This is a genomic window from Diaphorobacter sp. JS3051, assembly GCF_015832135.1.
Lineage (GTDB): Bacteria > Pseudomonadota > Gammaproteobacteria > Burkholderiales > Burkholderiaceae_C > Diaphorobacter > Diaphorobacter nitroreducens.
On record NZ_CP065406.1, the window covers coordinates 4,069,621 to 4,091,637 of the forward strand.

Sequence of the window (22,017 nt, forward strand, 5' to 3'; positions counted from 1 at the left end):
ATGCTAGCCAGAAATGCCGGTGCGTTCCAGGATGTCACTCACCAGCTCCAGCCGCACCAGCGGGTTGTCCAGTTGCATGAGCTGCTGCTTGAGTTCCAACGGAATGGGCAATAACTCGCACCAGCGATTGGCAAGCCAACCGCAGTCTTGGAGATCTGTGCGTGAGGGCTGTGCGTGTGCGGCTGGTCCCCCGGCTGCTCCTGCCGCCTGCTCGCGCAATGACGACAACACCTGCGTCAGTGTGCTAGCTGCACGCTGCAAGTCTGGGGGAACTTGGACCGGCGTGTCGCAAGGGATCTGTTCCACGTTGGCGGTCCACAGCCCGTGGGGCAGCAGTTGTTGGCGCACGACACGAAAGCGGGCGATCCCCCGGCAACGTACGTGCATCAGCCCCGCTTGCAGTTCCTCTAAATGCTCGATCATGGCCAATGTGCCGACGCTGTACAGGCTTTCCGGCAGGGCTCCCGCCTGGCGCACCTCGTGGCCGCGGGCCAGGGCCACGACGCCGAAGGGGGCACCCGCGCGGTGGCATTTGCGCACCATGTCCAGGTAACGCACCTCGAACACACGCAGCGGTAGAACACCACCGGGAAACAGCACGGTGTTGAGCGGAAACAGGGGCAGGGAGGTCAGCGTGAGGGGATCGGACATGGCGGCATGCGTAGCGTCGCTATCATCCCACGTTGAACCCGTGTGCGGCGCACCGCAACGGGGTCGACCTATTTGCTAATCGGCCATGCTGTTTCAAATTCTGTCTTTTCTCCTCGACGTTGCCAGCGGCCTGCTCACCGGGGCTTGCCTGTTGCGGCTGTACATGCAGCTGCAGCGGGTGTCGTTTGCCAATCCCGTGGGCCGTCTCGTGTTTGCCCTGAGCGACTGGCTGGTGCTGCCACTGCGCAAGCTCGTTCCGTCGGCGGGGCGGTGGGATCTGTCCTGCCTTGCGGCGGCGGTGCTGCTGCAACTGGTCCAGTATCTGCTGCTGTGGCTTCTGGTGGGCGGGGGGATAGGACTGGCCTGGCTGCCGTGGATGGCGCTTTTTGGCCTGGCGCGCGTGGCCGTGTCGGGACTGATGGGCTTGCTGATCGTTTATGCCGTGCTCTCGTGGGTGCAGACGCGATCGCCCATCAGCGATGTGATCACCCGCCTGTGCGAGCCGTTGTTGCACCCCGTGCGCCGTGTTCTGCCGTTACTGGGCGGGGTGGACCTGTCGCCGCTGGTGGTTCTGGTGTTGCTGCAGGTCGTGATGATCGTGCTGGGGCATCTGCAGGCCAGCGTCATGATGTAGCGACACTGTTCTCAATAAAAATAGCTGCTAGCGCCCGTCCAGCAAGCGCTAGCAGCTATTGTTTTTGATGCCAGTGGTTCAGGCTATCGCGTCGGCCGGCAGGCGCTGCAGCATGGACAGGCATTGCGCCACGGTCTGGCGCAGTTCGCGGCGGTCGCAGATGAAGTCCACAGCGCCCTTGGTCTGCAGGAACTCCGCGCGCTGGAAACCCTCGGGCAATGTGACGCGCACGGTGGATTCGATCACGCGCGGGCCGGCAAAGCCGATCAGGGCCTTGGGCTCGGCAATCACGATATCCCCCACGAAGGCGAAGCCGGCCGACACGCCACCCATGGTAGGGTCGGTCAGCACGCTGATGTAGGGCAGGCCTTTCTTGGCCAAACGGGTGAGGGCCGCATTGGTCTTGGCCATCTGCATCAGGCTGAGCAGGCCTTCCTGCATGCGTGCGCCGCCCGTGGCGGTGAAGCAGATGAAGGGCACCTTCTGCTCGATGGCGGTTTCCACGCCGCGGACGAAGCGCTCGCCTACCACGGAACCCATGGAGCCGCCCATGAAATCGAATTCGAAGCAGGCCACCACGACGTTGATGCTCTTGACCGCGCCGCCCATCACGATGAGCGCGTCGGTCTCGCCGGTGTTCTCCAAGGCTTCCTTCAGGCGTTCGGGATACTTGCGGCTGTCCTTGAACTTGAGAGCGTCGACCGGCAGCACTTCCTGGCCGATCTCATAGCGTCCCTCGCCGTCCAGGAAGGCGTTGAGCCGCGCACGGGCACCGATGCGGTGGTGGTGGCCGCACTGGGGGCAGACGTTTTCGTTGTGCTCCAGATCGGTCTTGTAGAGCACGTTCTCGCAGCTCGGGCACTTGATCCACAGGCCCTCGGGCATCTGGCGACGCTCGGTAGGGTCGGTCTGCTGGATTTTGGAGGGCAGGAGTTTTTCGAGCCAGGACATAGGTTTCCTCTGTTCAGATCGCGGCTGCGCGCGGGCCGTGGCCGGCGCGCAGGGCCGTCATTATGCGTCCAGCGCCTTGCGCACCCCGCGCAGAAAGTCCACGGTGATGCCGACCACTTTCTCATGGGGCTGGTCTTCGATGAGCTGGATGATGCGGCTGCCGATGACCACCGCATCGGCCACGCGGCCGATGGCCTGCGCGGTGGCGGCATCGCGAATGCCAAAGCCCACGCCGACGGGGACCTTCACATGCTCGCGGATGCGCGGCAGCATGGCCTCGACGGCGGCCGTGTCCAGCGCGCCGGAGCCGGTTACGCCCTTGAGCGAGACGTAGTAGACGTAGCCGCTGGCTACGCGAGCCACCTGCTGCATGCGTTCCGGCGTGGAGGTAGGCGCCAGCAGGAAGATCAGGTCGATGCCGTGGCCGCGCAGGTCGGCGGCGAACTGCTCGCACTCCTCGGGCGGGTAGTCCACGATCAGCACACCGTCCACGCCGGCTTCGCCCGCGTCGCGGGCGAAGGCGCCCTTGCCGTGGCGCTGCTCGTAGCGCTCCACCGGATTCGCGTAGCCCATCAGCACCACGGGCGTGGTGCTGTTGCGCAGGCGGAAGCTGCGCACCATCTCCAGCACCTGGGCCAGGCCCACGCCCAGTGCCAGGGCCTTCTCGCCCGCCTTCTGGATGACGGGGCCGTCGGCCATCGGGTCGGAAAAGGGCACGCCCAGTTCGATCACATCGGCGCCGGCCTCGACCATGCCGTGCATCAGGGCCGGTGTGATGTCGACGAAGGGAAAGCCTGCTGTGACGTAGGGGATGAGCGCCTTGCGGCCCTTGGACTGCAGCTCTGCAAAAGTGTCAGCGATGCGGCTCATGCGGCGGGTCCTCCCTTGACGGTCAACCCGCGCATGGAGGGACGGTCGTAGAAGTCCACGCCAGACAGGTCGGCCACGGTGCCGATGTCCTTGTCGCCGCGGCCGGACAGGTTCACAAGGATGGATTGCTGGGGCGTCATGGTCTTGGCGAGCTTGAGCGCGTAGGCCACGGCGTGGCTGGATTCCAGGGCCGGGATGATGCCCTCGGTGCGGCACAGGTAGTGAAAGGCTTCCAAAGCTTCCGTATCGGTGATGCCCACGTACTCGGCTCGCTTGATTTCCTGCAGCCAGGCGTGCTCGGGGCCTACGCCGGGGTAGTCCAGGCCGGCGCTGATGCTGTGCGTCTCCGTGATCTGGCCATTCTCATCTTGCAGGATGAAGGTGCGGTTGCCGTGCAGCACGCCACTGGAGCCGCGCTGCAGGCTCGCGGAATGCTTGCCGCTGTCCAGGCCTTCGCCTGCGGCTTCCACGCCGATCAGGCGGGTTTTCTCGAACGGGATGTAGGGGTGGAAGATGCCCATGGCATTGCTGCCACCGCCCACGCAGGCCACGACGGCGTCGGGTTGCTCGGCGGCGATCTTCTGTTCGGCCAGCATGGTGGGCATCTGCGTGAGGCATTCCTTGCCGATCACGCTCTGGAAGTCACGCACCATCATGGGATAGGGGTGGGGGCCTGCCACGGTGCCGATGATGTAGAAGGTGTTGTCCACGTTGGCTACCCAGTCGCGCATGGCCTCGTTGAGCGCATCTTTCAGCGTCTTGCTGCCCGACTCGACGGGCACCACGGTGGCGCCCAGCAGCTTCATGCGGTAGACGTTGGGGCTTTGGCGCTTGACGTCCTCGGCGCCCATGTACACCACGCACTCCAGGCCATAGCGCGCGCAGATGGTGGCGGTGGCCACGCCGTGCTGGCCGGCGCCGGTCTCGGCAATGATGCGCGGCTTGCCCATGCGCTTGGCGAGCATGGCCTGGCCGATCACGTTGTTGATCTTGTGTGCGCCGGTATGGTTCAGGTCTTCGCGCTTGAGGTAGATCTGCGCGCCGCCCATCTCGCGGCTGGTGCGCGCCGCGTGGTAAACCGGCGAGGGGCGGCCCACGAAGTGCGCAAGCTCATAGTGGAATTCCTTGAGGAACTCCGGGTCGTTCTGGTAGCGCGCATAGGCTTCGCGCAGTTCGTTGATGGCGTGCGTCAGCGTCTCGGAGACGAAGCTGCCGCCATAGGGGCCAAAATGGCCCGAAGCATCGGGTTGGGTATATGCAGGCATTTACAAATAAGGAACTGGTGCCGCATCGGCCGCGCGTACGGCGGCGATGAAGCGGTCGATCTTGCCGGCGTCCTTGATCCCCTTCAGGGGCAGACCATCGGGGCCCGTGGCCTCCACGCCGGAACTGACATCAACGGCCAGCGCCCGGCAACGCGGGCGCACTTGCCGTATGCCATCGGTCACGTTTGCAGGCGTGAGTCCACCAGACAAAACGAGATGACAGTCGACGTTTGTTGGAAGGAGTGACCAATTGAATGCCTTGCCACCGCCGCCATAGCCCTCGACATGGGCGTCGAGCAGGATGGCGCGGGCGTGAGAGTGATCGTGAGCGTATTTTACGAGGTCGAACCGTGCCGCACCTTCGCCCAGGGGAATGCGCGCGGCGCGCAGGAAGGGAATGCGACCCCCGTCGCTGGAGCGCAGGCAGTCCTCGGGCGTTTCGTCACCATGGAATTGCGCTGTAGCGCCCGGTACAGCAGCGCAGGCAGCTATCACATCAGTAGCATGGGCATTCACGAACAACAGCACTGGCGTGACAAAGGGCGGCAGCCGCCGGGCCAGTTGCGCTGCGCGCTCTGGGGTGACTGCGCGCGGGCTCGCGGGATAGAGCACGAAGCCGACGGCGTCGGCACCGCTGGCGACGGCCGCGTCCACGTCCTGCTCGCGCGTGAGGCCGCAGATCTTGATGCGTGTGCGCGCGGTGGAGTGGACGGGGGGGCTCAGTGGCGCGGTCGGGCTGCTCATGGCAGCCAATCATACGCAGCCGTGCGCGTCGGCAGGCCCCATTCCGCGCCGTATACCGGGCCCTGGAAGTACAGGCCATCGGGCGAAAAGGTAGGAGCAGCCGCGTCGCGCGACCGCGCCTCCAGCACCGTGCGCATCCATTCGGGCGGATACAGCCCCTGGCCAATGGCGACGATGCAGCCCATGATGTTGCGGATCATGTGGTGCAGGAACGCATTGCCTTCGAATTCAAAGCGCCAGTAGCAGGGGACACACCCGTGGGTGCCGGTGGATTCGCCCGCTGGCGGAGCCCGGCGCGTGATGTCGATGCGGTGCAATGTCTTCACCGGCGACTTGGCCTGGCAGGCCGAGGCGCGAAATGACGTGAAGTCATGCTCGCCCAGCAAATGCTGCACGGCCTTGTGCATGGCCTGCTCATCGAGGGCATGAAAGACCCAACCCACGCGCCCGGCATCGACGCTGGGGCGTACGGGCGACTGCAGCAATACGTAGGCATAGCGCCGGGCCACGGCGCAGGCGCGCGAATGAAAGGCATCGGGAACGGGTTGCGCCCACTGCACGGCGATGTCCGCCGGCAGGAAGGTGTTGGTGCCGCGGACCCATGAAAACGGCGCACGCTGCAGTTCCGTATCGAAGTGCACCACCTGCATCAGCCCGTGCACGCCGGCGTCGGTGCGCCCGGCACAGATCGTGTGCACCTCCTGCGTGGCAAAGCGACCCAGGGCCGCTTCCAGACGGTCTTGCACCGTTTTGCCAGAGGGCTGACTCTGCCAGCCGTTGTATGCCTGACCGTTGTAGCTGACGCCGAGGGCCACCCTCATCGGATGCTCCTTTCGGAGGGCAATGGCACGTCAGCGCGGCAATGGCCGCGTGCCCACCGCCGCATGGACATCAGCCCAGTTCGGCGAGCAGTCGCTGGGCGCGGGCCTTCAGCTCACCGGACGATTCGGCGATGACCTCTTCCACCAGGGCCCGCGCGCCTTCGCTGTCGCCAATGGTGTTGAACTCTTCCGCCAGTGCGAGCTTGGTGGCCAGAGGGTCGTCCGGCAGCGCGTCGGCAGCGGAGGACGCTGCCTTGGCGGCGACCGAGGGCGCGACGGGAGCGGCCGCCGTGGGGGTGTCAAGGTCCAGCGACAGATCGCCGAGGTCGAATTCCAGGGATTCCGAGGTGACAGCCTTCGCGTCGCGGCTGGTCAGGGGGGCGACGCCGGAGTCCATCAGGGACAAGTCATCGTCCAGGTTCAACGGAAGAGGCTCGCTTTGCACGTCGGGCTCTGTCGTCGCCTGCGGCGTCACCGCTGGCTCGTCCCAGGAGGCCTGGGGTAGTTCCAGGTCGCCCAGATCCAGGGACGGGACGGGCGCCTGGGCGGCCGACACTACCGGCGCGGCTGCGGCGGTGTTGTTGGCTGCGGCCATGGCAAACGTGCTTGGCGCCGGGGCCGGGGCCGACGGTGCTTCGTGCAGGTCGAGATCCAAGTCCAGATCGAGGTCTGGCAGCACAGAGTCCGGTCCGCCCGTGGGTGTCGCGGGAGCAGTTGCTGCGCCCAGCGTGCTTGCAAAGGCCGCGGTCGATGCAGCGGCCGCTGTGGCGCTGGCGGCAACGGCAGGACGGCCACCGGGCTGATACAGCGGATTTTCAGGGTCGAGCGTACGGCCCAGGTCGGACACGCGGGTCCAGTCGGGCCCCTGGCCGTTGGTGAGCCGGAACACGTCGTTGGCGACGGACTCCAGCGCCTTGCGGTCCTGGCGCTTGGCATAAATCTCGGCCAGTTTGGCGGGGATGGAGACGCGCTCCGGATGGTGGCGCAGCGCCTCCTTGAGAATTTCCTCCGCCTGCAGGTCACGGCCGTAGGCGAGGTAGACGTCGGCTTCCGCCACCGGATCCACATCGCCACCGGCATCCAGTTGGCTGGGCGAATAGGTCATGAACGAGGAGCCGGTCGTGAGTTCGCTGTTGGCCGTGTCCACACGCTGGCCGCCACTGGCGCCGAAGAAGGAATCCGGCTGCAGGCTGCTTTCCGAGAACGAACTGTCCAGGGCACCCTGGTTGCGGCGGCTTTGGACCACGCGGTAGCCGCCATAGCCCAGCAACGCAAGTACGAGCGCCAGCGCGCCTCCAGCCAGCAGCGGGTCCTCCGTGAGGGCATCCAGGAAGCTGGGCTCTTCGTAGGGAACGGGCTGGGGGGCTGGACGCGGGGCCACGGCGGCGGGAGCGGGTGCTGCGGCAGAAGCCTGGGATGCTGCTTCGGCGGGAACAGCCGCCTCGGCGGCAGAGGCCTCGGGCGCTGGTGCGGCAGCTTCTGCCGTGGCAGTGCTCATGTCGGCGCTTGCAGCCGCGGTAGCGGGTGCGGGCAGCCCCCCGGCGGCGGGTACTGCCACCGCCGGCTGGCTGGCAGGGGCGGAAGGCGCCGTGGCTCTTGGCGCAGCTGCGCCAGCGCCGGCTGGCGCGGAGGCGCCGCTGAGCTGGTTCAGGTCCGAGATGTTCTTGGACAGCTCTGCCATGCGGGCGCTGTTCTGTTCGGCCTGCTTGTCGCGGGCCATCTGCTCCTCGGTCTTCTGGGCCTGAACGCTGCCTTTGGAGAGAGTGAGCTTATCGGGGCCGGCAGCGGCGGGCTTGCTCTCGTCCACCTGGGTCTGCACAGTGCCGCGCGCGGAGCGCTCTGCGGCTGCAACCTCGGCCTTGGGCGCTGTCGCTGCCATGCGGCGACGGAATTCATTGAAATCGCGGCTTTGCGCGGCGACGATCTTGCGAGCTTCGGTGGCGTCCGTGGCTTGCGCCTCCGTTTCGCTAGGCATCTGCAGCACTGCGCCGGAACGCAGACGATTCACATTGCTGTTGACGAACGCGTCCGGATTGGCGCGCATCATTGCTACCAGCATCTGGTCCAGCGAGACGCCAGCGGGGCGATGGGCTTCCGCGATGCGGCCGGCCGTGTCCCCGGGGCGCACGCGAATCTCGTCACCGCCAGCGAACGCGGGTGCCTCTGCGGGGGTGGGACGGCCGGCTACGGCGGGTGCGGGAGGGGTTGCTGGGCGTGCGGCAGGCGCGGGCGCCGCGGTGGTGGCGGGGGCGCGCGGCGCAGTTGCCGCGGCACGGGGTGACGTTACCTGAGGTGCGGCGGTCACCGCCGCCTGCGGGCGGCTCGCCGGCGGGTCGAACAGCATCGTGTAGCTACGCACGATATGGCCGGAACTCCAGGTCGCATCGATAACCAAATCCACGAAAGGATCGTTGACCGGGCGGGTACTGCTCAAGCGCAGCACCATGGAGCCATTCGTGCGGCGGTGCAGTTGCACTTGCACGCTATGCGCAGCGGGGGAATATTCCATGCCCTGGCTGCGGAAAACTTCAGGGCTGGCGGTGCTCACGCGCAGCGATTCGGCCTCGGCAGCAGTGATCTGGGGCAGTTCGATTTCCGCGCGCAGGGGCTCGCCAAGCGCCGACTGGACATTCACGCGGCCCAGGGCGAGAGCACTTGCATCGGTGGTGTAAAGACCAGCCGAGAGGATGGCCGCGGTGGCCAGGACAGAAAATTTCCAGCGATGCATGTGTGCGACGAATGAAGAGATGGATGGTGCCGAGGGGGCGGTATTTTTCTGGTCGTGATCGAGCCGCCCAGGCGCGTGAAAATATGTAAAAAGCACCATAGCATCAATGTTTTGCACTGACAAGCTGAGGTGTCGCGCCACGTTTTATACGGTGCGGGAAGAGGCCGGGACGGCCTTATTCCTGTTGGTAATGGACAACGATCGGTAACGGGCCGTATCAATCTATGACCTCGAAAAAACGCCACCCGAAGGTGGCGTTGAATCTGCGTCAGGCGTCTAGCAGGATGCGCAGCATGCGGCGCAGCGGCTCGGCGGCGCCCCACAGCAACTGGTCGCCGATGGTGAACGCGCCCACATACTCCGGACCCATGGCCAGCTTGCGGATGCGGCCGACGGGAATGGTCATGGTGCCGGTGACGGCCACGGGAGTCAGGTCCTTCAGCGTCGCCTCACGCGTATTGGGAACCACCTTCACCCACTCGTTGTCGGCAGCGATCATGGCCTCGATGTCGGCTACGGGCACATCCTTCTTGAGCTTGAAGGTCAGTGCTTGGCTGTGGCAGCGCATGGCGCCTACGCGCACGCAGAAACCGTCCACCGGCACTGCGGCGGTGTTGAAGCCTTCCCCCTGGCCCAGGATCTTGTTGGTCTCGGCCATGCCCTTCCACTCTTCCTTGGACATGCCGTTGCCCAGGTCCTTGTCGATCCACGGGATGAGTGAGCCGCCCAGCGGCACGCCGAAATTGGCCGTCTCCGCGCCCGACAGGCTGCGCTGCTTGGCGATGACCTTGCGGTCGATTTCCAGAATGGCGCTCTTGGGATCGTCGAGCAGGGCCTTCACCTCGGCATTCAGCGTGCCGTACTGCGTCAGCAGTTCGCGCATGTGCTGCGCGCCGCCGCCGCTGGCCGCCTGGTAGGTCTGGGTGCTCATCCACTCGACGAGCCCGGCCTTGTACAGCGCACCCACGCCCATCAGCATGCAGGACACGGTGCAGTTGCCGCCAATCCAATCCTTGCCGCCGTTCGCCAGTGCGTTCTTGATGACGGGCATGTTCACCGGGTCGAGCACGATGACCGCGTTCTTTTCCATGCGCAGGGCGGAGGCGGCGTCGATCCAGTGGCCGTTCCAGCCGGCCGCGCGCAGCTTGGGGTACACCTCGTTGGTGTAGTCGCCGCCCTGTGCGGTGAGGATGATGTCGCAGCGCTTGAGCTGTTCGATGTCGAACGCGTCCTGCAGCGTGGTCTCGTTCTTGGCCTGGGCGGGCGCCTTGCCGCCTGCGTTCGAGGTGGAGAAGAACAGGGGCTCGATCAGATCGAAGTCCTTTTCCTGCGCCATGCGGTCCATCAGGACCGAGCCGACCATGCCGCGCCAGCCGACCAAACCTACCAACTTGCTCATTTCATCGCCCTTTCAAAGTAAAAAACAGTACGCACGCGACCGGTGGCTGCTTTCTTCCGCCCCCGGCTCGTCTAGGCCAGGGAGGGCGCACGACGATGCCGGAGCTGGATCAGCCCGTAATGGTCGTGGTTTTGGTGATTGCGCGCGCAGCCTTGCGTGCCTTGGCGGCAGAGGCGGTGTTCAGGGCAAACGGGCGGGCGGCAAACATAGCTGGGCATTGTAGCGGAACCCATGCGGGCCATGGCTGGACATGCCGCCGCCATCGCCGCTGCGCTGCGGTCAGCCCCGCTGGATGGACACCCCGCCATCCACCAGCATGGCTGTCCCGGTGACGAACGATGCCGCGTCGGACGCCAGGTACAACGCGGCCTGGGCAATCTCCCGGGGCTGCGCCAGGCGCTTGAGTGCATGCAGTTGGGCGACCTGGGACAGCGCCTCGGGTGTTCCGTTCATGGCGCGCGCCATGGGGGTGAGGGTGCCGCCGGGCAGCAAGGCATTCACACGGATGGCCTTCGCTCCGAACTCCGTGGCCAGTGCCTGGGTCAGGCCGATCAGGCCGGCCTTGCTCGCGGCATACGCGGCCGTGCCCGCAAATGCGGCGGTATACCCCACGAAGGTGGAGGTGAGGATGATCGAACCACCTCCGCGCGCCAGCATTGCGGGAATCTGGTGCTTGGCGCCCAGGAAGGCACTGGTGAGGTTGGTCTCCAGGGTGTCGCGCCCATCGCTCGACTGCACGTCCGGCGTGGGTTGCAGCGGCCCCATGGTGCCCGCGTTGTTGAAGGCGATATCGAGGCCGCCAAAAAGCTCCACGGCAGTGGCGACGAGCGCTTGTGCGTAGGCCTCGTCGCGCACGTCGCCGGCCACTGCCGAAGCCGACCCTCCCTGCTGGGTGATGGCAGCGACGAGTTGGTCCAGCTCCGCTTGGCGCCGTGCGCCCACGACGACGGCCGCGCCGGCCTCCGCGAAAAGCAGGGCCGCTGCGCGGCCGATGCCGGAACTGGCGCCGGTGACGATGGCGACGCGATGGGAGAGGGACGGTTGGTGGGACATGGGACGCTCCTTCGGGTTGGGTGAAGGAAGAGTCTCCCGGCCCGTGGGCGATGCGTCTGGCCGGATCCGGACTTGCGATGCCGCGTGGCCGCTTGTGCTGCTTGCGCGCCACGAAAAAGCGGCCCCGAAGGGCCGCTGTCGCGTTGTGCGGGAGGCCGCCCGTCAGGCAGCGAGGGCCTTCACCACGGCATCGCCCATCTGCGCCGTGCCCACCTTGGTGGTGCCGTCGCTGTAGATGTCAGGCGTGCGCAGGCCTTGGGCCAGCACCTGCTGCACCGCGGCTTCGATGCGGCGCGCGGCTTCTTCCTGGTTCAGGCTGAAGCGCAGCATCATGGCAGCGCTGAGGATGGTGGCCAGGGGGTTGGCCACGCCCTTGCCGGCGATGTCGGGGGCGCTGCCGTGGCTGGGCTCGTACAGGCCTTGCTTCTTGTCGTTCAGGCTGGCCGAGGGCAGCATGCCGATGGAGCCGGTGAGCATGGAGGCTTCGTCGGAGAGGATGTCGCCGAACATGTTACCGGTGACGATCACGTCGAACGCCTTGGGCGCTTTCACCAGCTGCATGGCCGCGTTGTCCACGTACATGTGCTGCAGCTCCACGTCGGGATAGTCCTTGTGCACCTCGGTCACGACGTCCTTCCAGAACTGGAAGGTTTCCAGCACGTTGGCCTTGTCCACGCTGGTGACCTTCTTGTTGCGCTTGCGCGCGGCCTCGAACGCGACGCGGGCGATGCGCTCGATCTCGGGCTTGCTGTAGCGCATGGTGTCGAATGCTTCCTCGGCGCCGGGGAAGTGGCCGTCGGCGGCGGTGCGACGCCCGCGCGGCTGGCCGAAGTAGATGTCGCCGGTCAGCTCGCGGATGATGAGGATGTCCAGGCCGGCCACCAGCTCGGGCTTGAGGCTGGAGGCGTGCGTGAGCTGCTCGTAGCAGATCGCGGGACGGAAGTTGGCGAACAGGCCCAGGTGCTTGCGCAGGCCCAGGATGGCCTGCTCGGGGCGCAGCGGGCGCGCCAACGTGTCGTACTTCCAGTCGCCCACGGCGCCGAACAGGATGGCGTCGGCACTCTTGGCGAGATTCAACGTGGACTCCGGCAGCGGGTGGCCCGCGGCCTCGTAGGCGGCGCCGCCCACGGGTGCCGTCTCCATCTCCAGCTTCAGGTCCAGGGCTTCGAGCACCTTGACGGCCTCGGCGACGATCTCGGGGCCAATGCCGTCACCCGGCAGAACTGCGATTTTCATGGTCATTCACTTCTGTTTTGATAGCTGTCAGCGCTTGATGGATAAGCGTCGGAGGCTGTTTTTGCTTGTAATCAATCGGCCAGAGCCCGGGGCGGGTCACGCGGCCATGGTGTGGCTCAGCCACGGCTTGCTGGCCAGGCGTGCGGCTTCGAACGCGCGGATCTTGTCGGCATGGCGCAGCGTCAGGCCGATGTCGTCAAACCCGTTGAGCAAGCAGTACTTGCGAAACGGCACCACGTCGAAGGGGATCTCCTCGCCCTGGGGACGCACCACCACCTGGCGCTCCAGGTCGACGGTGAGCTGGTAGCCGGGGAAGGCGGCCGCTTCGTTGAACAGCTGGTCCACCGTGGCTTCGGGCAGCACGATGGGCAGCAGGCCGTTCTTGAAGCAGTTGTTGAAGAAGATGTCGGCGAAGCTCGGCGCGATGATGGCGCGAAAACCGTATTGGTCCAGCGCCCAGGGCGCGTGCTCGCGGCTGGAGCCGCAGCCGAAGTTCTTGCGCGCCAGCAGGATGCTCGCGCCCTGGTAGCGCGGCTGGTTCAGCACGAAGTCGGGGTTGGGCTTGCGCTGGGATTCGGGCACGCCCGGCTCGCCCTTGTCGAGGTAGCGCCACTCGTCGAACAGGTTGGGGCCGAAGCCCGTCTTCTTGATCGACTTGAGGAACTGCTTGGGGATGATGGCGTCGGTATCGACGTTCTCGCGGTCCATGGGGGCGACGAGGCCCTTGTGGAGGGTGAATTTCTGCATGGTGGTGTGTCCGGAAAGAAGTGGCGTTGGGGCCCGCGGGCTTACTGGCCGTTGGTCCAGGTGCCGGCCTTGATCTGTGCGCTGGAGGTTTCGCAGGCCTTGCGCTTGTCCTGCAGCGCATCGGCGGTCAGGTTGTAGTAGTAGGCATCCACGGGCTGACCCATCAGCCCCTTGCAGGCGCCGCTGGCCGGGCGCGGGCACTGCGGCAGGTAGCTCACCTTGCCGGGCTTGCCGCCCAGTTGGGCGGACATCTGCGCCAGGCCGCCGCAGCTGCCCTTGATCTGGTCGTCGGGCACGCCGGCGGCGAATTCCATGCAGTCCTTGACCTGCGTGGTCTTGCCACTGAAGGTGATGCTGCCTTCGATGACGCAGGCGCGGTTGGCGGCCCACGACAGGGCGGGGCTGGCCAGCAGCAGCGTGGTGGCGAGGCAGGCGAGGGCTTTCTTCATGCGGAGCTCCTGGGATGGCGGTGTGGAGGACTTACTTGGCGGCGCGTTCGATGGCGCTGCCGGCGCGCTGCACGTCCTGGCCCATGCCCTTGACGGTGTTGCAGCCGGCCAGCACGAAGGCCAGCGCGAGCAGGGCGGCGAGAGACTTGTTCATGGTGGGAGGCTCCTTAAGCAAACTGGCGGATGTCCACGAAGTGGCCATGGATGGCGGCGGCCGCGGCCATGGCGGGGCTCACGAGGTGCGTGCGCCCGCCCGCGCCCTGGCGGCCTTCGAAGTTGCGGTTGGACGTGGAAGCGCAGCGCTCGCCGGGCTCCAGGCGGTCGGCATTCATGGCCAGGCACATGGAGCAACCGGGCTCGCGCCATTCAAAGCCCGCGGCCTTGAAAATCGCATCCAGCCCCTCGCGTTCGGCCTGTTCCTTCACCAAGCCCGAGCCAGGTACCACCATGGCCAGCTTGATGTTCTTGGCGACCTTCTGGCCGAGCTTCTTCACCACGGCGGCGGCTTCGCGCATGTCCTCGATGCGGCTGTTGGTGCACGAGCCGATGAACACCTTGTCCACGAAGATGTCATCCATCGGCTTGCCGGGCTGCAGACCCATGTAGGTCAGCGCACGTTCGATGGCGCCGCGCTTGGACGGGTCCTTCTCATTGTCCGGGTCGGGCACCACGGCGTCGATGCCCAGCACCATCTCGGGGCTGGTGCCCCAGGTGACCTGCGGCACGATCTCGACGGCGTTCAACTCCACCACCGCGTCGAACTTGGCGTCCGCGTCCGAGTGCAGCGTCTTCCAGTACGCCACGGCCTGGTCCCACTCCACGCCCGTGGGTGCGAGCGGGCGGCCCTTCACGTAGTTGATCGTCTTGTCGTCCACCGCCACCAGGCCCGCGCGCGCGCCGGCTTCGATGGCCATGTTGCACACGGTCATGCGGCCTTCCATGCTCAGGTCGCGGATGGCTTCACCGGCAAATTCAATCGTGTAACCCGTGCCGCCGGCGGTGCCGATCCTGCCGATGATGGCCAGCACGATGTCCTTGGCCGTGATGCCAGGGGCGACCTTGCCATTCACTTTGACCAGCATGTTCTTGGCCTTCTTGGCCAGCAGGGTCTGCGTGGCCATCACGTGCTCCACCTCGCTGGTGCCGATGCCGTGGGCCAGCGCGCCGAATGCGCCGTGGGTGCTGGTGTGGCTGTCGCCGCAGACCACGGTCATGCCCGGGAGGGTGGCGCCGTTCTCGGGGCCGATCACGTGCACGATGCCCTGGCGCTTGGACAGGAAGGGGAAGAACGCTGCCGCACCGGATTCCTGGATGTTCTTGTCCAGCGTGACGATCTGCTCCTTGCTGATGGGGTCGGCAATGCCGTCGTAGCCGCGCTCCCAACCGGTGGTGGGGGTGTTGTGGTCGGCCGTGGCCACGATGGAGCTCACGCGCCAGACCTTGCGGCCCGCCTCGCGCAGGCCTTCGAAGGCCTGCGGGCTGGTCACCTCATGCACCAGGTGGCGGTCGATGTAGAGCACGGCGGTGCCGTCCTCTTCCGTGTGGACGACGTGCTCGTCGAAGATCTTGTCGTACAGGGTGCGTCCCATGGCAATCTCGTTTCTTGGGTTCAGTGGGGTGGTGAGAATTCTAGGTGGGGGTGTCGCCGTCCTCGGCGGGCGTCGCGGCAGGCGCGGGCGCCAGGTGTTCGACCAGCAGCCGTGCCGTGACGGGCAGGGCCTCGAAGTCGCGCGCCACCAGGCGCAGCGCGCGCCGGGCCCAGGGTTCGTCCAGCGGCACGGCGGCCAGTTGCCCCACGCCGCGCATCAGCGAAAACGCCCGGTCGGGCAGCAGGCCCACGCCCAGGCCGTTGTCGATCATGCGGCACATCGCGTCCAGGCTGGTGACCTGGATGCGCTGGCGCAGCGGACGCGCGGCCTGCGCGGCGGCCTGGCGCATGGCCAGGCTGATGCTGCTGCCCGCGTGCAGCCCGACGATGTCCCAGTCCAGCACTTCTTCAAAGCGGATCGATGCGCGGGTCGACAGGGCGTGCGTCTGGGGCACGACCAGCACCAGCCGGTCGCTGCGGTAGGGGCGGCTTTGCAGGCCTTCGTGGGCGGCCGTGGCGGGTACGTTGCAGATCCCCAGATCCGCCGCGCCTTCGTGCACGGCCTGCAGCACGTCGGGCGAGAGGTGCTCCTGCAGATCGATCTTGATCTGGCTGTGTGCCTGGGCGAACGCGCCCAGGTCCTCGGGCAGGAACTGCACGATGGCAGAGATGTTGGCGTGCATGCGCACATGGCCGCGCACGCCGTCGGCGTACTCGGAAAGCTCACCCTGCATGCGCTCCAGCCCGAACAGCACGTTGCGCGCGTGGTGCAGCAGGCTTTCGCCAGCGGGGGTCAGCGTCACGCCGCGGCTGTGGCGGTACAGCAGGGCCGTGTCGACCGCAGCCTCCAGGTCGGACAGGCGCTTGCTCACCGCCGAGGCGGCGATGAACTCCCGCTCGGCCGCGCGGCCGATGCTGCCCAGTTCGCAGACGGCCACGAACAGTTGCAGCGAGGTGAGGTCAATGCGGCGCGCAAAGCTGCGCTCTGAGCTTTTCATCGGGGGTGGAGCGACTTCTCGTTTGACGAGGTGATTCCCCTATTTTCCCCTGTATATCCGCTGGTTGTCATCGCGATACGCGATGGCTCACATGCCGCTGGATGAGACATAGCGGCGGATTTGCTATGAAAAATATAGCTTGAAGCGCTCATCAGATAAGCGCTGGAGGCTGTTTTGGCTCTTGTTTAGAGCGTCACGCTGTCGCCATGCTCGGGAACCTCCACGGGCCAGCCCAGCGCATGGTCGATGCGCTGGCGCAGCATGTCGGCCGCAGCCATCTCCCCATGCACCACGTACACCTGACGGGGTGTGGAGGGCATGGAGCGCAGCCAGGCCACCAGTTGGTCGCCATCGGCGTGGGCCGAGGCCGTGGCCAATTGCACCACCTCGGCACGGATGGCCACGTCGCGCCCGTGGATGCGGATGGTTTTTTCGCCCGCGGCGATGCGGGCGCCGCGCGTACCGCCCGCCTGGTGGCCGGTGAGGATGATCATGTTGCGATGGTCGCCCGCGTGCAGCGCCAAATGGTGCAGCACGCGCCCGCCCGTGGCCATGCCGCTGGCCGACAGGATCACGCGCGGCCCGTGCAGACGGGCCAGCGCCTTGGACTCGTCCACGCTGTGCACCAGCGTCGTGCCGCGCGCCATGGCGTGCAGTTCGGAGCGGTTGATCCGGGTCTCGCTCAGGTGGTTCTGGAACAGCTCCGTGGCGCTCACGGCCATGGGGCTGTCCAGGTACACGCGCAGTCCGGAAGGCACTTCGCCGCGGGCCTTCAACTGGGCGATGGCGTACATCACCGTCTGCGCGCGCCCCACGGCGAATACCGGCACCACCGCCACGCCGCCGCGTGCAGCCAGGCGTGCCAGCGCGGGCCCCAGCTCGTCCAGCACCGTGCCGGGTGGGTGGCTGCGGTCGCCGTAGGTGGACTCGATGAGCACGGTGTCGGCCGCGGGCGGCGCGTCGGGCGCATGCATCAGCAGGTCGTCCGGGCGGCCCAGGTCGCCAGAGAACAGGATGCGCCGCCCTCCCACCTCCAGCAGCACGCTGGCCGCACCCAGGATGTGGCCTGCGTTCTGGAAGGTGGCGCGCCAGCCGCGGATGGGCTCGAAGGTCTGGTGCGTGGGCTGCACTTGCAGCAGCGACAGGCAGTGCTGCGCGTCCAGGCGCGTGTACAGCGGCAGGGCGGGTTCGTGCTTGCTGAGCTTGTGCCGGTTGAGGAAAGCCGCGTCTTCTTCCTGCAGATGGCCGCTGTCGGGCAGCAGGATGGCGCATAGATCGCGCGTGCCGGCCGTGCAGAACACCGGCCCGCCAAAGCCGTCCTTGGCCAGCAGCGGCAGGTAGCCCGAGTGGTCCAGGTGGGCATGGGTGAGCAGCACGGCGTCAATGTCCTGCGGCGCCACCGGCAGCGGGTTCCAGTTGCGCAGGCGCAGCGGCTTGTAGCCCTGGAACAGGCCGCAGTCCACGAGCAGCGCCTGGCCGCCGTGGCGTACGAGGTATTTGGAGCCGGTGACGGTGCCGGCCCCGCCGAGGAAAGTGATGCTGACGGACATGGAATGGCTTTGTGAAGTGACGACCGTCAGCGTAGCAGACGGCGCTACGCGGGTGTTTGATGCAAACGCACCCGCAACGTGGCGTAGCCGGCGTCCGGGGCTGTGGCCCGCGTAGGCGCATGGCCTGCGGGCAGTGCGATGGCGCTGGTGCGCGCCAGCAACTCCTCCATCAGCACCCGCAGTTCCAGCCGCGCCAACGGCGCGCCGGGGCAGACGTGGATGCCTGCGCCATACAGCAGGTTGAGCGCGGGATCGCGGTCCATGCGAAATTCATCCGGGTCGCCGAACACGCGCGGGTCGCGGTTGGCGGCGATCCAGTGGATGGACAGGCGCTCGCCCATCGGCACGGGGCAGCCGCCCAGCGTCACGTCGCGGGTGGTGATGCGGCGGTTGGCAACGAGCGGGCCGTCGATGCGCAGCACCTCGTCGATGGCCGTGGGCAAGAGGCCGGGCTGCGTGCGCAGGCGTTGCTGCCAGTCGGGGTGGCTCGCCAGCCAGTGCAGCAGGATGCCGATGGAGGCCGCAATCGTGCCGACCTCGCCCACCGTCCAGTTGCGCAGCACGCTGGCAAGCTCGCGCAGGTCCAGCAGGCGGCCCTCCACACGGGTGTGCATCAGTTCGCTGGTGATGTCCTGCGTGGGCGGCGCCTCCAGGCGGGCCTGGCGCACGCGCCCGACCAGGTCTTCGAACTCCTGCGCAACGGCCGAGGTCTGCGTGCGGTCGCCCGAGCGGGTGGCGGCCTGGCTGCGGCGCAGCCAGCCGAGCAGCTCGTCTTGCAGCAGCGTGGGCCAGCCGAGGAACGCGGACTGCACGCGCACCGCGAAGGGCAGGGCGAACTCGTGGGTGATCTCCAGCTCGCCGCCCAGGGCCAGGGCCTCCTGCACCGTGGCGGCCGACAGCGCGCGACACACGGGCTCGAAGTGCGCCATGCGCTCGGGGGCGAAGAACGGGTCGAGCGCGCGGCGGTACTGCGTGTGCAGGGGCTGGTCGTAGCCATTGGGCACGGCCGGGTGGGCGGACACCGCACTGCTGAAGGTGGCATGGTCGCCGAGCACCTGCATGACCTCGGCGTGTCGCAGCACAGACCAGTGCTGTGCGTCGCTGTGCGCCAGCGGGCAGCGCTCGCGCAGCTGGTCGTAGGCGGCGCGCTGGTCGCGCAGGACTTCGGGGGCTTGCGGGTCCCAGCGGGGCGGTGTCGTGGACATGGGGGGTCTCCTTGGAAGGCTTCCTGCGGCTTCGCCCACCCGGCGAGGCGATCGCAGACGGGTTCTACAGTCCCAGCGCGTCGGCCAGCGCGTTCATGCGCTGGCTCACGCCGGCATCCATGGCCATGGGACGGCCCCATTCGCGCTGGGTCTCCCCGGGCCATTTGTTGGTGGCGTCCAGCCCCATCTTGCTGCCCAGGCCTGCCACGGGCGAGGCGAAGTCCAGGTAGTCGATGGGCGTGTGCTCGATCAACAGGGTGTCGCGCGCCGGGTCCATGCGTGTGGTCAGGGCCCAGATGACTTCCTTCCAGTCGCGTGCGTCCACGTCTTCGTCCACCACCACGATGAACTTGGTGTAGAGGAACTGGCGCAGGTGGCTCCACACGCCCATCATCACGCGCCGTGCATGGCCCGCATAGGCCTTGCGGATGCGCACCACCGCCATGCGATAGCTGCACGCCTCGGGCGGCAGGTAGAAGTCGATGATCTCCGGGAAGGCGCGCTGCAGCAGCGGCACGAACAGCTCGTTCAGCGCCAGGCCCAGCATGGCCGGCTCGTCGGGCGGCTTGCCCGTGTAGGTGCTGTGGTACAGGGCGTCCTGGCGCTGCGTGATGCGCTCGACGGTGAACACGGGGAACTCGGCGCACTCGTTGTAGTAGCCAGTGTGGTCGCCGTAGGGGCCTTCCAGCGCGTGCTGCCAGCCGCTCTTGTCGTTGGCATCGGGATGGATGTGGCCTTCCAGCACGATCTCGGCGCTGGCCGGTATCGACAGCGGCACGCCTAAAGCGGGCGCCACCTCGGTGCGCGCGCCGCGCAGCAGGCCGGCGAACTGGTATTCCGACAGCGTGTCGGGCACGGGCGTGACGGCGCCCAGGATGGTGGCCGGGTCGGCCCCGATGGCCACGGCCACCGGGTAGGGCTGGCCGGGGTTGAGCCGGCAGTGGTCGGCAAAGTCCAGCGCACCGCCGCGGTGCGACAGCCAGCGCATGATGAGCTGGTTCTTGCCCAGCAGCTGCTGGCGGTATATCCCTAAGTTCTGGCGTGCCTTGCGCGGCCCGCGCGTGATGGTGAGACCCCAGGTGACCAATGGCGCCACGTCGCCAGGCCAGCAGTGCTGGATGGGCAGGCGGGTCAGGTCGACGTCGCTGCCCTCCCACACCACCTCCTGGCAGGGCGGGCGGCGCACGGTGGCAGGGGCCATGCTCCACAGCGTCTTGAGCAGATCGCGCTTGCCCCACAGGTCCTTCATGCCGCGTGGCGGCTCGGGCTCCTTGAGCTGAGCCAGCACCTCGCCGAAGGCGCGGATCTCCGGCAGCCCCGCCACGCCCAGCGCGCGCGCCACGCGCCCGGGCGTGCCGAACAGGTTGGCGAGCACCGGCATGGTATGGCCCGTGGGGTGCTCGAACAGCAATGCGGGGCCGCCCGCGCGCAGTACGCGGTCGGCCAGCGCGGTCATTTCCAGGTGAGGGGATACGGGCTCGGCAATGCGGCGCAATTCGCCCGCGGCCTCCAGCTGGGCCATGAAGTCGCGCAGGTCGCGGTAATGCATGCTTTGAATGAAATCAGGCTCCAGCGCTTATCCAGCAAGCGCTAGCAGCTATTGTTTCAGGAGTCCAACGGCAGGCCCTGCCATTGCGGCGCCAGGGCGTGCTCCAGCCCCAGCAGGTCCAGCACGCGGGCCACGCTGTGGTCCACGATCTCGCCCACGCTGGTGGGGCGCTGGTAGAACGCGGGCATGGGCGGGCACACGATGCCGCCCATCTCGGTCACCGTCGCCATGTTGCGCAGGTGCACCAGGTGCAGAGGGGATTCGCGCACCATCAGCACCAGGCGGCGCCGCTCCTTGAGCACCACGTCGGCCGCGCGCGTGAGCAGGTTGTCCGCCAGGCCGTGGGCCACGGCCGCCAGCGTGCGCATGGAGCAGGGCGCCACCACCATGCCGTGCGCGGCGAACGAGCCGCTGGCAATGCTGGCGCCCACGTTGGCGAGGTCGTGCACCACGTCCGCCAGCGCCTCGACGCTGGCGCGGTCCATGTCCAGCTCGTGGCGCAGGTTGCGCCAGCCGGCGTCGGAGACGACCAGGTGCGATTCCACGTTGGGCATGTCCTGCAGCGCCTGCAGCAGGCGTGCGCCATACACGGCGCCGCTGGCACCCGAGATGCCCACGATCACGCGGCGGGGCGGCTGGCTCATGCGGCGGCCTTGGAGCGCAGGGGATGGTCGTGCAGGTCGGCCTGGATGCGCGCCAGCACCTGGGCGGCCTCGGCCGGGTCGAAGTCCTGGTGGTTGCGCTTCTTCACGCCGTATTCATGCAACTGGAAGTGGCGTGCCGGCGTAATGCCGTGGCGCGCCAGGCTGCTTTTCACGCACACCAGGGGGCAGCCGTCGAGCGCGATGATGGGACGGCCCGAGCGCGCCAGCTTGACCAGCTTGGGCACGTCGCCCCCCACGCCAGCGATGCACGACATCTCCGCCACGCCCTCACGGTCCAGCCGCACGGCGACATGGTTGGCCAGCTGCGCGGCGCTGGAGCAGCCGGAGCAGGAATAGACCAGCGGGTGGACATCGCAAGGGGCAGGTTCCGTCACGAACGACCTCCAAAGAAGGGCGCAAGAGGCGGCAATTGTCGCGCAAGCTGCGGGGCCCAGCGCGAGAGCACGGCGCGCGGCGCCCAGTGGCGCGGGTCGAGCACGGGCAGGTCGATGGCGTCCAGCGCGTTCTTGACCACCAGGCCCAGCTCGGTGTCGCCCTCCATCACCAGGCGGCGGTTGAAGAACAGCGTGTCCGGGTCCTGGCGGCGTTGCGCCAGCAGCACGAAGTCCTGCGCATTGGCGCTGATCGCGAGGTCCGGGTTGCCCTGCGGCGCGCTGGGCGCAAAGCGTTGGCCGTTCCAGGTGAAGTCGAAGGCCACGCGCGCGTCGCGCACGCGGATGGACAGGCGCTTGTCCTTGAGCAGGTCCTTCACGTCCTGCGGCAGGTGGCGCGACAGGGCCAGGTTGATGGCCGTAACCAGCAGGACCGAGCCCGGATAGGCGGGCAGACGCGAGAGCACGGCGCCCACGGGGCGCGGCAGGGTGAACGGTGCGGGTGGGGTAGCGGTCATGGCTTGAAGGAGTAAGTGCGGTGGC

General features: G+C 67.2%; 22 protein-coding genes. 1 reads left to right on the plus strand and 21 read right to left on the minus strand.

Annotation, left to right across the window (positions count from 1 at the left end; translation table 11 throughout):
- Positions 1 to 3: 3 nt before the first annotated feature.
- Positions 4 to 651: an LON peptidase substrate-binding domain-containing protein gene (locus I3K84_RS19410; RefSeq protein ID WP_015913951.1), complete on the minus strand. Its 648-nt coding sequence runs from the start codon at positions 649 to 651 to the stop codon at positions 4 to 6.
- An 85-nt stretch (positions 652 to 736) separates the two neighbouring features.
- On the opposite strand from I3K84_RS19410, the gene I3K84_RS19415 reads away from it, so the two are divergent.
- Positions 737 to 1,285, plus strand: a complete 549-nt coding sequence (locus I3K84_RS19415) for a YggT family protein (protein WP_011806363.1) — start codon at positions 737 to 739, stop codon at positions 1,283 to 1,285.
- 78 nt (positions 1,286 to 1,363) lie between these two features.
- On the opposite strand, the gene accD is transcribed toward I3K84_RS19415, so the two are convergent.
- From accD to I3K84_RS19515, 20 genes are all read right to left on the minus strand, one after another.
- Positions 1,364 to 2,236, minus strand: a complete 873-nt coding sequence (gene accD, locus I3K84_RS19420) for an acetyl-CoA carboxylase, carboxyltransferase subunit beta (protein ID WP_011806362.1) — start codon at positions 2,234 to 2,236, stop codon at positions 1,364 to 1,366.
- Between the two features lie 60 nt (positions 2,237 to 2,296).
- Positions 2,297 to 3,106: a tryptophan synthase subunit alpha gene (trpA, locus tag I3K84_RS19425; protein ID WP_047350757.1), complete on the minus strand. Its 810-nt coding sequence runs from the start codon at positions 3,104 to 3,106 to the stop codon at positions 2,297 to 2,299.
- The gene (trpB, locus tag I3K84_RS19430) at positions 3,103 to 4,371 is read right to left on the minus strand and encodes a tryptophan synthase subunit beta (RefSeq protein WP_011806360.1); all 1,269 of its coding nucleotides are present in this window, start codon (positions 4,369 to 4,371) and stop codon (positions 3,103 to 3,105) included. The genes trpA and trpB overlap by 4 nt, the downstream gene beginning before the upstream one ends.
- Positions 4,372 to 5,115 carry a phosphoribosylanthranilate isomerase gene (locus I3K84_RS19435; protein ID WP_011806359.1) on the minus strand — a complete coding sequence of 248 codons (744 nt, stop codon included), beginning with the start codon at positions 5,113 to 5,115 and terminating at the stop codon, positions 4,372 to 4,374. It abuts the gene before it with no gap.
- The gene (gene truA, locus I3K84_RS19440) at positions 5,112 to 5,936 is read right to left on the minus strand and encodes a tRNA pseudouridine(38-40) synthase TruA (protein ID WP_172207931.1); all 825 of its coding nucleotides are present in this window, start codon (positions 5,934 to 5,936) and stop codon (positions 5,112 to 5,114) included. Before truA ends, I3K84_RS19435 begins: the two co-directional genes overlap by 4 nt.
- Positions 5,937 to 6,006: 70 nt before the next feature.
- Positions 6,007 to 8,664: a FimV/HubP family polar landmark protein gene (locus tag I3K84_RS19445; protein ID WP_041836077.1), complete on the minus strand. Its 2,658-nt coding sequence runs from the start codon at positions 8,662 to 8,664 to the stop codon at positions 6,007 to 6,009.
- A gap of 268 nt (positions 8,665 to 8,932) precedes the next feature.
- Positions 8,933 to 10,063, minus strand: coding sequence for an aspartate-semialdehyde dehydrogenase (gene asd, locus I3K84_RS19450; protein WP_011806356.1), 1,131 nt, complete (start codon positions 10,061 to 10,063; stop codon positions 8,933 to 8,935).
- A 279-nt stretch (positions 10,064 to 10,342) separates the two neighbouring features.
- Complete coding sequence (locus I3K84_RS19455; RefSeq protein WP_196995189.1) at positions 10,343 to 11,116, minus strand: SDR family oxidoreductase; 774 nt, start codon at positions 11,114 to 11,116, stop codon at positions 10,343 to 10,345.
- 162 nt (positions 11,117 to 11,278) lie between these two features.
- The gene (gene leuB / locus I3K84_RS19460) at positions 11,279 to 12,352 is read right to left on the minus strand and encodes a 3-isopropylmalate dehydrogenase (protein WP_011806354.1); all 1,074 of its coding nucleotides are present in this window, start codon (positions 12,350 to 12,352) and stop codon (positions 11,279 to 11,281) included.
- 96 nt (positions 12,353 to 12,448) lie between these two features.
- The gene (gene leuD / locus I3K84_RS19465) at positions 12,449 to 13,099 is read right to left on the minus strand and encodes a 3-isopropylmalate dehydratase small subunit (RefSeq protein ID WP_011806353.1); all 651 of its coding nucleotides are present in this window, start codon (positions 13,097 to 13,099) and stop codon (positions 12,449 to 12,451) included.
- A 41-nt stretch (positions 13,100 to 13,140) separates the two neighbouring features.
- Positions 13,141 to 13,548: a hypothetical protein gene (locus tag I3K84_RS19470; RefSeq protein WP_011806352.1), complete on the minus strand. Its 408-nt coding sequence runs from the start codon at positions 13,546 to 13,548 to the stop codon at positions 13,141 to 13,143.
- Positions 13,549 to 13,579: 31 nt separating this feature from the next.
- Positions 13,580 to 13,702, minus strand: a complete 123-nt coding sequence (locus tag I3K84_RS19475) for an entericidin A/B family lipoprotein (protein WP_011806351.1) — start codon at positions 13,700 to 13,702, stop codon at positions 13,580 to 13,582.
- A 13-nt stretch (positions 13,703 to 13,715) separates the two neighbouring features.
- Positions 13,716 to 15,137, minus strand: coding sequence for a 3-isopropylmalate dehydratase large subunit (leuC, locus tag I3K84_RS19480; RefSeq protein WP_196995190.1), 1,422 nt, complete (start codon positions 15,135 to 15,137; stop codon positions 13,716 to 13,718).
- Positions 15,138 to 15,177: 40 nt separating this feature from the next.
- A complete protein-coding gene (locus I3K84_RS19485) occupies positions 15,178 to 16,134 on the minus strand; it encodes a LysR family transcriptional regulator (protein ID WP_047350751.1) in 957 nt (318 codons plus the stop codon).
- A 185-nt stretch (positions 16,135 to 16,319) separates the two neighbouring features.
- On the minus strand, positions 16,320 to 17,684 hold the full coding sequence (locus I3K84_RS19490) for an MBL fold metallo-hydrolase (protein WP_196995191.1): 1,365 nt from the start codon (positions 17,682 to 17,684) through the stop codon (positions 16,320 to 16,322).
- A 44-nt stretch (positions 17,685 to 17,728) separates the two neighbouring features.
- Positions 17,729 to 18,889 (minus strand): cytochrome P450, encoded by a 1,161-nt coding sequence (locus I3K84_RS19495; protein WP_196995192.1) that lies wholly within the window; start codon positions 18,887 to 18,889, stop codon positions 17,729 to 17,731.
- A 64-nt stretch (positions 18,890 to 18,953) separates the two neighbouring features.
- A complete protein-coding gene (ubiD, locus tag I3K84_RS19500) occupies positions 18,954 to 20,438 on the minus strand; it encodes a 4-hydroxy-3-polyprenylbenzoate decarboxylase (protein WP_172207910.1) in 1,485 nt (494 codons plus the stop codon).
- Positions 20,439 to 20,494: 56 nt separating this feature from the next.
- Positions 20,495 to 21,082, minus strand: a complete 588-nt coding sequence (locus tag I3K84_RS19505) for a UbiX family flavin prenyltransferase (protein ID WP_011806345.1) — start codon at positions 21,080 to 21,082, stop codon at positions 20,495 to 20,497.
- Positions 21,079 to 21,477, minus strand: a complete 399-nt coding sequence (locus I3K84_RS19510; protein ID WP_015913934.1) for a putative zinc-binding protein — start codon at positions 21,475 to 21,477, stop codon at positions 21,079 to 21,081. Before I3K84_RS19510 ends, I3K84_RS19505 begins: the two co-directional genes overlap by 4 nt.
- Complete coding sequence (locus I3K84_RS19515) at positions 21,474 to 21,992, minus strand: SCP2 domain-containing protein (RefSeq protein ID WP_172207908.1); 519 nt, start codon at positions 21,990 to 21,992, stop codon at positions 21,474 to 21,476. Before I3K84_RS19515 ends, I3K84_RS19510 begins: the two co-directional genes overlap by 4 nt.
- Positions 21,993 to 22,017 lie beyond the last annotated feature (25 nt).